Origin of the sequence: Phenylobacterium sp., assembly GCF_041916435.1 — a bacterium.
Classification (GTDB): Bacteria; Pseudomonadota; Alphaproteobacteria; order Caulobacterales; family Caulobacteraceae; genus Phenylobacterium.
This window is the reverse complement of the sequence record NZ_JAYRZM010000004.1, coordinates 508058-519989: the sequence shown is the minus strand read 5'-3', so window position 1 is coordinate 519989 and position 11932 is coordinate 508058. Positions and strand designations below refer to the sequence as shown.

General features: G+C 70.9%; 14 protein-coding genes. 7 read left to right on the top strand and 7 right to left on the bottom strand.

What is annotated here, in order from left to right:
- Positions 1-83: 83 nt before the first annotated feature.
- The 3 genes from ACE3TA_RS13920 to ACE3TA_RS13910 form a co-directional block, all read right to left on the bottom strand.
- On the bottom strand, positions 84-590 hold the full coding sequence (locus ACE3TA_RS13920; protein ID WP_374574654.1) for a hypothetical protein: 507 nt from the start codon (positions 588-590) through the stop codon (positions 84-86).
- The gene (locus ACE3TA_RS13915) at positions 587-1240 is read right to left on the bottom strand and encodes a TetR/AcrR family transcriptional regulator (protein ID WP_374574652.1); all 654 of its coding nucleotides are present in this window, start codon (positions 1238-1240) and stop codon (positions 587-589) included. The genes ACE3TA_RS13920 and ACE3TA_RS13915 overlap by 4 nt, the downstream gene beginning before the upstream one ends.
- A gap of 159 nt (positions 1241-1399) precedes the next feature.
- Positions 1400-2215 carry an ABC transporter permease gene (locus ACE3TA_RS13910; RefSeq protein WP_374574832.1) on the bottom strand — a complete coding sequence of 272 codons (816 nt, stop codon included), beginning with the start codon at positions 2213-2215 and terminating at the stop codon, positions 1400-1402.
- Positions 2216-2481: 266 nt separating this feature from the next.
- On the opposite strand from ACE3TA_RS13910, the gene ACE3TA_RS13905 reads away from it, so the two are divergent.
- From ACE3TA_RS13905 to ACE3TA_RS13890, 4 genes are all read left to right on the top strand, one after another.
- Entirely contained in the window at positions 2482-3000 is a 519-nt protein-coding gene (locus ACE3TA_RS13905) for a GcrA family cell cycle regulator (protein WP_374574650.1), read from the top strand.
- Positions 3001-3121: 121 nt separating this feature from the next.
- A complete protein-coding gene (locus ACE3TA_RS13900; RefSeq protein WP_374574648.1) occupies positions 3122-3631 on the top strand; it encodes a DUF1993 family protein in 510 nt (169 codons plus the stop codon).
- 30 nt (positions 3632-3661) lie between these two features.
- On the top strand, positions 3662-5110 hold the full coding sequence (gene xseA / locus ACE3TA_RS13895) for an exodeoxyribonuclease VII large subunit (RefSeq protein WP_374574646.1): 1449 nt from the start codon (positions 3662-3664) through the stop codon (positions 5108-5110).
- 27 nt (positions 5111-5137) lie between these two features.
- Positions 5138-5362 carry a DUF2093 domain-containing protein gene (locus tag ACE3TA_RS13890; protein WP_374574644.1) on the top strand — a complete coding sequence of 75 codons (225 nt, stop codon included), beginning with the start codon at positions 5138-5140 and terminating at the stop codon, positions 5360-5362.
- Here ACE3TA_RS13890 and ACE3TA_RS13885 read toward each other — a convergent pair.
- Complete coding sequence (locus ACE3TA_RS13885) at positions 5359-6975, bottom strand: ATP-binding protein (protein ID WP_374574643.1); 1617 nt, start codon at positions 6973-6975, stop codon at positions 5359-5361. The genes ACE3TA_RS13890 and ACE3TA_RS13885 overlap by 4 nt on opposite strands.
- A 191-nt stretch (positions 6976-7166) precedes the next feature.
- Positions 7167-8081 carry a lysophospholipid acyltransferase family protein gene (locus ACE3TA_RS13880; protein WP_374574641.1) on the bottom strand — a complete coding sequence of 305 codons (915 nt, stop codon included), beginning with the start codon at positions 8079-8081 and terminating at the stop codon, positions 7167-7169.
- Positions 8082-8219: 138 nt separating this feature from the next.
- Between ACE3TA_RS13880 and ACE3TA_RS13875 the strand changes: the two genes are divergently transcribed.
- The 3 genes from ACE3TA_RS13875 (at position 8220) to yghU (ending at position 10563) form a co-directional block, all read left to right on the top strand.
- Positions 8220-8618 (top strand): helix-turn-helix domain-containing protein, encoded by a 399-nt coding sequence (locus tag ACE3TA_RS13875; RefSeq protein ID WP_374574639.1) that lies wholly within the window; start codon positions 8220-8222, stop codon positions 8616-8618.
- Between the two features lie 101 nt (positions 8619-8719).
- Positions 8720-9541: a histidinol-phosphatase gene (gene hisN / locus ACE3TA_RS13870; protein WP_374574637.1), complete on the top strand. Its 822-nt coding sequence runs from the start codon at positions 8720-8722 to the stop codon at positions 9539-9541.
- Positions 9542-9687: 146 nt separating this feature from the next.
- Positions 9688-10563 carry a glutathione-dependent disulfide-bond oxidoreductase gene (gene yghU, locus ACE3TA_RS13865; RefSeq protein ID WP_374574635.1) on the top strand — a complete coding sequence of 292 codons (876 nt, stop codon included), beginning with the start codon at positions 9688-9690 and terminating at the stop codon, positions 10561-10563.
- Positions 10564-10584: 21 nt separating this feature from the next.
- Here the strand turns inward: yghU and ACE3TA_RS13860 are convergent, their stop codons facing one another.
- Both ACE3TA_RS13860 and ACE3TA_RS13855 read right to left on the bottom strand, forming a co-directional pair.
- A complete protein-coding gene (locus tag ACE3TA_RS13860; RefSeq protein ID WP_374574633.1) occupies positions 10585-11550 on the bottom strand; it encodes an alpha/beta fold hydrolase in 966 nt (321 codons plus the stop codon).
- A gap of 7 nt (positions 11551-11557) precedes the next feature.
- Complete coding sequence (locus ACE3TA_RS13855) at positions 11558-11866, bottom strand: SCP2 sterol-binding domain-containing protein (protein WP_374574631.1); 309 nt, start codon at positions 11864-11866, stop codon at positions 11558-11560.
- Positions 11867-11932 lie beyond the last annotated feature (66 nt).

The following is an 11932-nucleotide window of genomic DNA, read 5'->3' as shown; positions in this document are numbered from 1 at the left end:
CGCTGGGCGACGGGGACTGGAAGGCTCGACGTTTTCGGGTTTGAACGCCGTAATGTCAATGGACCGCAGGGGTCCGGCGCGCCCTAGGCGGGCGCGCCCATGAACATGCCGGCGGCCACCGCCGGGTTGTAGAAGGCCAGGTAGCGGCGCGTGCCCTCGGGGGCGAGCACCTCGACCAGGGTGCGGTTGTCGACCCACAGCTCGACGAGGTCGAACACGCCGCCGCGATCGCAGTGGACGGCGCGCCAGCCCTCGGCCTCGCCCAGTTCGATGATCTCCTCGACCGACAGCGGGCTGGTGATGGCCACGTGCATGCCGTTGGCCGCCTCGGGATCGCCGTCCTGGCGGATCTGGGTCTCCCAGGGCATGACCACGGGGCCGCCGTGGGCGACGCCGGCCTCGCCCTGGCCCATGTGGTGGGCGGTGGCGGCGGGCACGACCTCGACGCCGACGCCGGAGCCGTCGTGGGCGATGGCCACCCAAGCGCCGGGCACCACGGGGAACGGCATGACGGCGCCGTCGATGAGCCGGCCGAAGACCTCGGCGGCGCGCTGGGGATCACGCGCGGGGATTGAGAAGTGAGCGATCATTTCGATTGGTCCGTAGCAGGGGATGGCCCTTGGTCCCGGGGCTTGAGCGGGGCCGAGCCGCGGGCGCGGAGATCGGCGAGAAGGGTTTCGATGGCCCAGCCGGCGGCGTCCGCCGCGTCCTGGCCGGTGACGTTCCACTGCTCGCGCAGGGAGAGCCAGGCGTAGGCCGAGTGCAGCAGCTGGATGACGCCGGCGGCCTTGGCCTGCTCGGCGGGCGACAGCCCGGCCGCGGCCTGGGCGATCGCGTCGAGGAACGCCTCGCGCCGCACGGGGTCGAGGCTGCCGCGCATCTCGCGGCCGTGCTCGCTGGTGACGGCGGCGGTGATGTGGGCCGGCGCCGCGTCGAAGGTGGCGAACAGCGGGGCGATGTTGCCCACCAGCTCGGCCTCGCCCTCCGGCATGCCGACATTGGCGCCGTTGCGCCGGTTCAGGTGCTCCCACAACGCGCGCAGCAACAGCTCGCGGCTGGGGAAGTGGCGATAGACCGTCACGTCGGTGACGCCGGCGCGCTGGGCCACGGCGCGGTTGGTGGCCGCCTCGATCCGGCCGTCCTCGGCCAGTATGGCCGCCATGGCCTCCACGATCCGCTCGCGGGTGGCCTCGGCCTGTTCCTGGCGCAGACGGGAATTGTATGTACGGGTCTCTGACATGATGTAGTTGTGTATTACATAAATTTGGATCGCGCAACATGAATTGCGCGCCGACCTTGGAGATCGGCGCGCGAAGGCGGCTTCCGGCGGGAGGCCGGAGCGCGGATCGGGTGGGTGGAGCGGCCGGCGCGCGGGCCCGGACGGGCCGGCGCGAAGGGATCAGGTCTTCAGCTTGTAGCCGGTCTCGAACATCCAAAGGCAGATGAAGGCGAAGGCCACGGCGATGCCCGCGGTCATGCCGACGCCGGCCAGGATGTTGCTCTCGGCATGGCCGATGAAGCCGTAGCGGAAGCCGTCGATCAGATAGAAGAACGGGTTGAAGCGGCTGGCCGAACGGAACGGCTCGGGCAGGCGGTCGACCAGATAGAAGGTGCCCGACAGGAAGGTCATGGGCATGATCACGAAGTTGGTCACCGCGGCCATGTGGTCGAACTTCTCCGCCCACAGCCCGGCCATGATCCCCAGCATGCTCAGAATGAGCGCCGCCCCTATGCCGAAGTAGAGCACCGCCCAGATATGAGCGATGGGCAGGTGGGCGAACGGCAGCACCGCGGCCCAGGTCACCGCCCCCACCAGGACGCCCCGCGTCGCCCCGCCGAGGGAGAAGGCGCCCACGTGTTCGAGGGGCGTGAGCGGCGGGGTCAGGAAGTCGCCGATCAGGCCGTTGAACTTGGCCTGCAGCAGGCTGGAAGAGGAGTTGGCGAAGGCGTTGTTGAGGATCGACATCATGATCAGGCCCGGCGCCACGAAGGTGGAGAAGGCCGTGCCGTGCACCGGCGGGGCCGCGCCGCGCACGGCCACGACGAACACCATCATGTAGAGCAGCGCCGTGACCACCGGGGCGGCCAGCGTCTGCATGCCCACCTTCCAGAAGCGCCTGACCTCGCGCAGGTAGAGGGTGGTGAACCCCGCCCAGTTGAAGCCCTGGTAGTCACGGGGCATCGGCGGAACCACCGCCTCGGACGGCGGATTCAAGGTCAGATCGACGGTCGAGGGCGCGTTCGGCGCGGCGGCGAGATCGTTCATGCGTCGTGATGTGCGCCTAAGCACGGCCTGCCGCAAGGGTGCGACTCAACGACCCAACATCTAGTTCCTGTGGACGAAGGCAAGGGCGCCTATTGTGGTCATTAAGGAAGCGTTTACGATATCTAGTGGTTCGTGGAGGCAAGCGTTGCTTGTCGCCACAAGATGTTGATCCCGGTGGGGCGCCGGGACCGACTTGCAGCGGTGGGAGGCTGGACATGGGTTGGACGGACGAACGCGTCGAAACGCTGAAGAAGCTCTGGCAAGATGGCCTGTCGGCGAGCCAGATCGCCAAACAACTCGGCGGGGTGACCCGCAACGCCGTGATCGGCAAGGTGCATCGCCTGGGCCTGTCGGGCCGGGCCGCGCCCTCGAAGCCCGCTCGTCCCGCATTCAAGGCGCCGCGTCCGCATCGTCCGGCCGCGGCCGCGCCCTCGGCGCCGCGCCGCATCGCCGAGCCGCGCACGGCCCAGCCGGTGGCCACGGCGACGCCGACCCCCTCGCCGGTGCGCTACGTGGACGAGACGCCCGGCTCGGCCACGGTGCTGACGCTCGGCGCGCACATGTGCAAGTGGCCGATCGGCGATCCGGCCTCCGACGAGTTCACCTTCTGCGGCCGCCGCGCCTCCGAAGGGCCCTACTGCGTGGAACACGCGCGGGTGGCCTACCAGCCGGCGCAGACCAAGAAGAAGTCGGGCGCCAACGAGCTGGCCCGCTCGCTGCGCCGCTACATCTAGGCGAAAGCGCCGGCCGGCCGGCGCTTATCCCCAGGAATCCGACATCCCCGCCCCTGGGCGGGGATGTTCGTTTGCGGCGACCGTCTACCTAAGTGCGGCGCCAAACGTCGGGGAGGAACCAATGGCCGTCAGTCTCTACACGTTCATCGATCTGTTCTCGCGGCAGGCGGGGACGGCGATCCACCTGCTCGACAAGGGCGTCGAGTTCGCCGCGCTCAACGGCGTCGGCGAGGCCGAGCTGCTGAACTGGCGGCTGATCGACGACATGAACCCGCTGAGCTTCCAGCTGATGGTGGTGGCCAACTTCTCGCGGCGGTGGCCGGCGCGGGCGGCGGGCCTGCCCGAGCCCGCCGAGGTGACCGCCGACATGGACGTGGCCGGCTTCAGGGCCGCGCTGACCGAGGCGCGAACCTATCTGGCGGGACTGACAGCCAAGCAGTTCGCCGGCCGGGACGAGGTTCCGCTGACCTACGAGATCGCCCCCGGGATGGCGCCCACCCTGCCGGCCGCCCAGTGGCTGACGGTGTTCGCCAACACCAACCTCTATTTCCACCTGTCGATGGCCTACGCGATCCTGCGGGCCAAGGGCGTTCCGATCGGCAAGGTCGACCTGTTCGCCACGGGGCTTTAGGCGGGCGGCCCGCGCCGCTAGGCTGACCCCATGACCGACGCCGCCGAAGCCGAGTCCAACGCCAAGCCCTACTCCGTCTCCGAGCTCGCCTTCGCGCTGAAGCGGACGATCGAGGACGCCTACGGCTTCGTGCGCCTGCGCGGCGAGCTGTCGAAGGTGACCTTCCATTCCAACGGCCACGTCTACCTGACGCTGAAGGACGAGCGCGCGGCGCTGGACGGCGTGGTCTGGAAGGGCTCGGTGCGCGGGCTGAAGGTGCGGCCCGAACAGGGGCTGGAGGTGATCGTCACCGGCAAGATCACCACCTATCCGGCCGGCTCGCGCTACCAGATCGTCATCGAGACCATGGAGGCCGCCGGCATCGGCGCGCTGCTGGCCCAGCTCGAGCGGCTGAAGGCCAAGCTCGCCACGGAGGGTCTGTTCGAGACCTCGCGCAAGCTGCCGATCCCGGAGTCGCCTTCGGTGGTGGGCGTGGTGACCAGCCCGACCGGGGCGGTGATCCGCGACATCCTGCACCGCATCCGCGACCGCTGGCCCTGCCGGGTGGTGGTCTGGCCGGTGGTGGTGCAAGGCGACCAGGCCGCCGCCCAGGTGAGCGCGGCGGTGGCTGGCTTCAACGCCCTGCCCGCCGACGGGCCTGTCCCGCGGCCGGACGTGATCATCGTGGCCCGCGGCGGCGGCTCGGTGGAGGACCTGTGGCCGTTCAACGACGAGGGGCTGGCGCGGACGGTGGCGGCATCGGCGATCCCGCTGATCTCGGCGGTGGGCCACGAGACCGACACCACGCTGATCGACTACGTCTCGGACCGGCGCGCGCCGACGCCCACCGCGGCGGCGGAGATGGCGACGCCCGTGCTGGCCGAGCTGAAGGCCCTGACCGCCGACCTCGGCGCGCGGATGCACCGGGCCGGCGGGCGGCTGGTGGAGGACCGGCGCGGGCGGGTGCAGGCGGCCGAGCGCGCGCTGGCCCGCGTGCCGGACCTGGTCGAGATGGCCGGCCAGCGGCTGGACATCGCCGCTGGGCGGCTGGGCGCGGCGCTGGAGAAGAACGTCTCGGCCCACGAGCGCGACATGGTCAGGGTCGCCTCGCGCCTGTCGCCGCTCTTGCTGCAGCGGCCGCAGCAGGTGCAGGCCGACCGGCTGGGCGCCGTGGCGGCGCGGCTGGAGCCCAGCGTGCGCCGCCAGCTCGACCGGCTGAGCGAGCGGCTGGCGGGCCTTTCCAAGCTGCACGCGGCGGTGAACCCCGACGCCCCGCTCAGCCGCGGCTTCGCCCGCGTGCACCGGGAGGACGGGAGCCTGGTGCGGGCGGCCGCCTCGCTGGCCGCGGGCGAGGCGGTGAGCCTGGTGTTCGCCGACGGGCCGCGCGGCGCGGTGATCGACGGCGAGGCCAAACCGCCGGCGGCCAAGCCCAAGGCCGCCCGGCGCGCGGAACCCGGCGGGCCGTCCGATCCAGGCGCGACACAAGGCGATCTGTTCTGAACCGGCGCGGCGCGCTACATAGGCCGCATGAACGCCCATGATCGCGATCTGGCCGGCCAAGCCGGCGACCTGGCCGTGCTGCACTACGGCGACGGCGACTTCGTCGTGCTCAAGCCCGGCCGCTTCGTGCGCTGCGCGGTGTCCGGCAAGCTGATCCCGCTGGAAGCCCTGCGCTACTGGAGCGCGCCGCTGCAGGAAGCCTACGCCGGACCGGCCGAGGCCCTGGCGCGCTGGCGCGAGACCCAGGGCTAGGCCCGAGGCTCCACGCGGGCCAGCGCCTGGGCCAGGCGGGCCGGACTGATCGGCTTGGTCAGATAGTCGTCGAAGCCCTGCGCCAGCAGCCGTTCGCGCGCGCCGGCCATGGCGTCGGCGGTGAGCGCCATGATCGGCACCTCCGGATCGCCGGTCTCGCCGGCGCGGATGCGGCGGGCCACCTCGACCCCGTCCATGCCCGGCATGTGGATGTCCATCAGCACCAGGTCGCAGGACGCCTCGTTCAGGGCCGCCAGCGCCGCGGCGCCGTCGGCGGCCGTGCGCGGCAGAGCGCCGAGCGCCTCCAGCAGGGCCACGGCTACGGCGCGGTTGGCGGCGTTGTCGTCCACCACCAGCACGGCCAGACAGCCCGGTTCGGCGGGCGGCGCGGGCGCGGCGGGGGCCGGCGGCTCCACCGCCGCAAGCGGCAGGCGCACGTAGAAGGTCGAGCCGCGCCCCGGCTCGGTGTCCACCTCGATCATCCCGCCCATGAGCCGGGCCAGGTCCTGGGAGATGGCCAGGCCCAGGCCGACGCCGCCATGGCGGCGCGCGCCGCCGGCCTCGGCCTGGGTGAAGCTCTGGAAGAGGCCCGCGCGGGTGGCTTCGTCGATGCCCATGCCGGTGTCGGAGACGGCCAGCTCCACGCCGCCGCCACGCGCCGGCCGCAGGGCCACGCGCACCTCGCCCGCCTCGGTGAACTTCACGGCGTTGGAGATCAGATTGAGCAGGATCTGGCGCACGCGCACGCCATCGCCGCGCACCCACGCGGGCGCGGCCTCGGCGATCTCGCAGGCCATCGACAGGCCCTTGTCGTCGGCCGCCTGGCGCCACAGCCCCTGGGCCCGGACCACCACGTCGTGCAGGTCGAACGCCTCGTCGGCGACCTCCATCCGCCCCGCCTCGATGCGGGCCAGGTCCAGCACGTCGTCCAGGATGGCCATCAGCCCGTCGCCCGAGCGGATGAGCGTATGCAGATACTCCCGCTGCCGGCGGTCGAGGGCGGTGGTCTCCAGGGCGTGGGCCATGCCCAGCACGCCGTTCATGGGCGTGCGCAGCTCGTGGCTCATCATCGCCAGGAAGGCGGACTTGGCGCGGTTGGCGGCTTCGGCGGCGTGCTTCTGGGCGGCCAGCTCGGCGCTCGCCCGGGCCACGGCGTGCGCGCCGTCCAGATTGCGGCGCGCCGAGATCCAGGCGTAGGCGGCGCAGGCGATGAGGCCCACGATCACCAGCGCCTGCTGGGCCCCGCCGAAGCGCGGGGCGAGCACCGGGGCGGCGAGCATCACCACGGTCACCGGCGCGGCCAGGGCCATGGTGGCCAGGCGCGAGCGGAAGGCGAAGCTGATCCCGCCGAGGAGCACGCAGGCCCAGGCGATCAGGGCGATGAACGGCGAGCCCGGTGACGGATCGAACCAGAACAGCAGCGACAGCGCGATCCAGCAGAAATTGACCGACAGGGTGGCCGTCAGAAACGCGAGCCGCCGGCTCAGGTCGATCGGCCGTCCCAGCACGAACGGACGGGAGGCCGCCCGCACCGCCGCCTCGCTGAGGACCAGCGCGACCGCCCAAGCAAGACCCAGGCGCGCGCCCAGCAGGGCGACAATAAGGGGCGCCACAACCAGAACGGTGACTAAACGCCAAGGTTGTAGGGATCGGGAGTAGACCGCGACGCCGTCAAAGCCGTCATCAAATACGCGGTCAACTAAACGCATTACTGTTGAGCCCCCACTCGACGACCAGCCTGGGGCGTGAACCAGAATAAAGCCTTAACGAGCGCGATCGGGACGGTTCTCGTACAGCGCGCGCCCTAGCCGGCCTTCTTGTAGACCTCGGCGGGCCAGCGCTTGTGCACCCACCACCACTCGGCGGGACGCTCGCGCACGCGTTCCTCGATGAAGGCGTTCACCTGGCGCACGCCAGCCTCGATGTCGGCCGTGCGGTCGCCGGTGCGCGCCAGGTGGATCGGCTCGTGGGCGACCACCCGGAAGCGCGCCTTGTCCTTGCGCTGGACGCTCATGGGCTGCAGCACGGCGTTGAACCGGAGCGCCAGGCGCGTGGGCCCGGGCGCTGTGTGGCACATGACGCCGAACAGGGGCGCGGCCACGCCGCCGTTGAACTTCTGGTCGTTCATCAGCGCCACCGACTCGCCGCGGCCCAGGGCCTCCAGGAGTTCGCGCGCGCCATCGCCGCCCTTGGGCGCGAACAGGGTGACGCCGTAGCGCCGCCGCGCGGCCTTGATGCGTTCGTCGACGTAGGGGTTGTTGGTGGCCCGGTAGGTGATCTGGCAGGTCACGCCCGCGTGCAGGATCGCCGCCGGCATGATCTCGAAGCTGGAGAAATGGCCGGAGACGAACACCACCGGCTCGCGATCGCGGGCGATCTGCGCCAGGCGCTCGGCGCCCACCACCTCCACCCGCTCAGGATCGGCGATGATCCGGTCGAGCACCGGAAACTCCATCAGCCAGCGGCCGAGCTGGCCCCACTGGTCGTCGAGCAGGCGCTCGATCTCGTCCTCGGGCGCGTCGGGAAAGGCGATCTTCAGGTTGATCCGCGCGATGCGGTGCGAGCTGGTGAGCGGCCCGAGCCGGCGCAGCAGCCACGATCCGATGTCGGACGCGGTGTCGAGCGGCAAGGTTCTGACAAATGTCGTGAAAAGGTCGTAGGCGAAGCCCTCGAGCCGCCAAAGAAGGTCCTGGGCCAGGGAGGGCCGTCGATCCGCCATGGCCCCTAGTACGGCGCAGCGCGCCCCCCGCGCAATGAGTCTCGCGCGAGCCGTGCTCGCTTGGCGCGCGACTTGCCCGGCGTGGCCCGACCCGTCCCGCATCGGGACGGCGTGGCGACTTAACCTTGTGAGGGGGCTATGAGGCCCATGGGCAACGACATCGACGTTCATCTCGGCAAGCGCCTGCGCCGCCGCCGCCGCCTGCTGGGCCTGACCCAGCAGCAACTGGCCGGCGCCTGCGGCGTTCGCTTCCAGCAGATCCAGAAGTACGAGTGCGGCGCCAACCGCATCTCGGCCGCGCGTCTGTGGCAACTGTCAGAAGCGCTCGAAGTGCCGGTCGGCTATTTCTATGACGGCCTGACCGACACGGCCAAGCGCGAGCACGCCGCAGGCGAAGCCGGCGAGGCGGGCGGCGAAATGTTCGCCCGCAAGGAGACGCTGGACCTGATCCGCGCCTACTACCAGCTCGGCGAGCGTCCGCGCCGCCGCCTGCTGGACCTGGCCAAGTCCCTGAACGGCGACGTCGACCAAGGCTGAGCCTCGCAAGACGGCCCGGACGCGCCAAAAGGGCGAAAGCGCCCGCCCGGCGCGATCTTGGGGGATTTCGTAACGGCCCACGGCGGGCTAGAGCAGCATCCATGCTCGACGCCCGCCGCCTCGCCGACCTGGAATCCTTCGTCCTCGACCTCAACCGCGCGTCGGCCGAGGTGATCCTACCGCTGTTCCGGGCCGACCACGGCCTGGAGGACAAGGGCGGGGCCAAGGGATTCGATCCCGTCACCGCCGCCGATCGCGGCGCGGAGGCGGCCATCCGCAAACTGATCGCCGAGCGCTATCCCGAGCACGGGGTGGTGGGCGAGGAATACGGCCGCGAGCGCGACGACGCCGAGTTCGTCTGGGTGCTCGATCCGGTCGACGGCACGCGCGCCTTCATCGCCGGCCTGCCGGTCTGGACCACCCTGATCAGCCTGCGCCACGAGGGCCGGCCGGTTCTGGGCTCGATCGGCCAACCCTACATCGGCGAAGTGTTCATCGGCCACGCGGGCGGATCGCGCCTGGTGAGCCGCGCGGGCGAACGGGCGCTGAAGACGCGCACGGGCGTTCCCCTGTCCGACGCCATCATCCATTCCACCGACCCGTCGAGCTATTTCGAGCCGCCCGAGCGGGCCGTCTGGCGCGAGCTGAACGCGCGGGCCAAGCTCTCGCGCCTGGGCTGCGACGCCTACGGCTACGCCATGGTGGCCGCCGGCACCGTCGACCTCGTCGCCGAGAGCCGCGTCTGCAAGTGCTGGGACATCGAGGTGGCGGTGCCGCTGATCGCCGGCGCCGGCGGGGCGGTGAGCGACTGGAAAGGCCACGAGATCGGCCTCGACGGCGGCCAGATCGTCATGGCCGGCGACCAGGCCCTGCTGGACGAGGCGGTGGAGATCCTGGCCGCCGGGGCGATGCCGCCCAGCTAGGGCCGGCGCCGGCGCGATGGCCTTATGGCGCGCCACATGCCAACATTCCGCTGATCGGCGCCTGGCCTCTGGCGACAGCGCCGCGAGCAACCCACATGGCGAGGGCGCCCACCCAGAGTGCGCCGAGAAGCCCGGAGGAAAACGGAATGGCCGACTCATCCGCCTACACGCCGCCCAAGATCTGGACCTGGAACAAGGAGAACGGCGGCAGGTTCGCGAACATCAACCGGCCGATCTCCGGCCCGACGCACGAGAAGGACCTGCCCGTCGGGCGCCATCCCATGCAGCTCTACTCCCTGGCCACGCCGAACGGCGTTAAGGCCACGGTGATGCTGGAGGAGCTCCTGGAGCTGGGCCACAGCGGCGCCGAGTACGACGCCTGGCTCATCCAGATCAATCAGGGCGACCAGTTCTCCAGCGGCTTCGTGGCGGTGAATCCCAACTCCAAGATCCCGGCGCTGATGGACCGCAGCGGGCCCGAGCCGATCCGGGTGTTCGAATCCGGCGCGATCCTGGTGCACCTGGCCGAGAAGTTCGGCGCGTTCCTGCCGACCCGGCAGCCGGCGCGCGCGGAGTGCCTGTCGTGGCTGTTCTGGCAGATGGGCAGCGCGCCCTACCTCGGCGGCGGCTTCGGCCACTTCTACGCCTATGCGCCCACCAAGATCGAATACGCGATCGACCGGTTCGCCATGGAGGTGAAGCGCCAGCTCGACGTGCTGGACAAGCGCCTGGGCGAGAGCGAGTACCTGGCCGGCGACGAGTACACCATCGCCGACATCGCCGTGTGGCCCTGGTACGGCGGCCTGGCCAAGGGGCTGCTCTACGAGGCGGGCGAGTTCCTGCAAGTGCAGGAGTACAAGAACGTGATCCGCTGGACCGACGCGATCTCCGAGCGGCCGGCGGTGAAGCGCGGCCGGATGGTCAACCGCGGCTGGGGCGAGCCGTCCAGCCAGCTCCTGGAACGGCACGACGCCAGCGACTTCGAGCTGAAGACCCAGGACAAGCTCGCCGCCCAGTCCTGACCGGCGTTTCGAACGACGGGCTCAGCCCCGCTGCGGCGGGGCGACCCTGTCGGCCAGGGCGTCGAACTCGACCCAGAACGCCGCGCGCAGGTCGTCGGTCTCCATGAGGATCTCATGGGCCGAGCCGCGCACCACGACGAAGCGGCCGTCGGGCAGGGCCTCGGCGACCGCCTGCTGTCCCACGTTGTCGACCAGGGCGTCCTCGCTGGCCGAGCAGACGGTGACCGGCAAGGTCACCGCCGCCAGCGCGCCGGGCCGGGCCAGCTCGCCCGTGGCCTTGAAGGCGAAGTCGAGCCAGCCCCAGGTGGGCGCACCCAGGGCGAGATCCGGCTCGGCGTCGATCTGGTCGTGCTGGCGCGCGAAGCGGGCCGCATCGTGGGTCAGGACATTGCCCTCGAAGGTGCGGTCGAACGGCTTGCCCGGATCGCCCAGCACATAGCCGCCCGACCGGCCGATCAGCAGGTTGAACGCCGTCAGGACCCGCGCCACGCCCTTGGGCGCCTTGCCGAACTGCAGGGCGAACATCGGCGCGGAGAGCACGGCCGCGGCGAACCGCGGCGCCTGGCCCTTGGCCAGGGCCAGCAGGGTCAGGCATCCGCCCATGGAATGGCCGACCGCGATCCAGGGCCCGGGCAGCCGCGCCTCGAAGGCGGCGAGCAGGGCCGCATAGTCGGACAGGAACGGGCCATAGCCCCGCGCATGGCCCTTGAGCCGGTCGTCCAGCTCGTGGTGCGAGAGCCCCTGCCCGCGCCAGTCGTGGACCAGCACGGCGAAGCCCCGGGCGTTCAACTCGCCCACCACCTCGAAATACTTCTCGATCACCTCGGTCCGGCCGGGGCTGAGCACCACCGAGCCGCGGACCGGGCCCGCCGGCGTGAACAGCGCCGCGCGCAGGCGCGCGCCGTCGGCGCCGAAGAACCACTCCGCGCCGCCGCCCGGCGGGACGGGCGCGGAGGCCACGGCGACGAGGGGAGCCTGTTCGGTCATCGCCGCCTCAGGCCATCTTCGAGAACAGGGCCTGGATCTTCGGCTGGAGCGAAAGCGCCAGACCCATGTTCGACATCTTCAGGCGGCCGGTCATGATGGCCTTCATGGGATCGAGCTCGCGCTTGCCCATGGCCACCAGATCCTTACGGCTGATGGAGACGGTCAGGTCGGCGGGGCGGTCCTCGTTGACCACGTTCGCGCCGTCCACGTGGATGAATCCCTCGCCCTTGAGGTCGAGCTTGATCGTCTTGTCCAGGCCCTCGCCCGCGGCCACCGCCGCACGGATGCGTTCGGTGAGTTCTTCCAAAGTCGCCATGCAGCCGCCCCCTAAGCCGTGCGCCGGCACATTGGCGTCTGGCGCGCATGAAGTAAACGCCGCGGC

Bases quoted from the DNA above. Each gene is read 5' to 3' on its own strand.
- ACE3TA_RS13900 (WP_374574648.1), top strand. From the start codon at position 3,122: ATGGCCGTCAGTCTCTACACGTTCATCGATCTGTTCTCGCGGCAGGCG.
- ACE3TA_RS13880 (WP_374574641.1), bottom strand. From the start codon at position 8,081: ATGGCGGATCGACGGCCCTCCCTGGCCCAGGACCTTCTTTGGCGGCTC.
- yghU (WP_374574635.1), top strand. From the start codon at position 9,688: ATGGCCGACTCATCCGCCTACACGCCGCCCAAGATCTGGACCTGGAAC.
- xseA (WP_374574646.1), top strand. From the start codon at position 3,662: ATGACCGACGCCGCCGAAGCCGAGTCCAACGCCAAGCCCTACTCCGTC.
- ACE3TA_RS13915 (WP_374574652.1), bottom strand. From the start codon at position 1,240: ATGTCAGAGACCCGTACATACAATTCCCGTCTGCGCCAGGAACAGGCC.
- ACE3TA_RS13875 (WP_374574639.1), top strand. From the start codon at position 8,220: ATGAGGCCCATGGGCAACGACATCGACGTTCATCTCGGCAAGCGCCTG.
- ACE3TA_RS13860 (WP_374574633.1), bottom strand. From the start codon at position 11,550: ATGACCGAACAGGCTCCCCTCGTCGCCGTGGCCTCCGCGCCCGTCCCG.
- ACE3TA_RS13920 (WP_374574654.1), bottom strand. From the start codon at position 590: ATGATCGCTCACTTCTCAATCCCCGCGCGTGATCCCCAGCGCGCCGCC.
- ACE3TA_RS13855 (WP_374574631.1), bottom strand. From the start codon at position 11,866: ATGGCGACTTTGGAAGAACTCACCGAACGCATCCGTGCGGCGGTGGCC.
- ACE3TA_RS13905 (WP_374574650.1), top strand. From the start codon at position 2,482: ATGGGTTGGACGGACGAACGCGTCGAAACGCTGAAGAAGCTCTGGCAA.
- ACE3TA_RS13890 (WP_374574644.1), top strand. From the start codon at position 5,138: ATGAACGCCCATGATCGCGATCTGGCCGGCCAAGCCGGCGACCTGGCC.
- hisN (WP_374574637.1), top strand. From the start codon at position 8,720: ATGCTCGACGCCCGCCGCCTCGCCGACCTGGAATCCTTCGTCCTCGAC.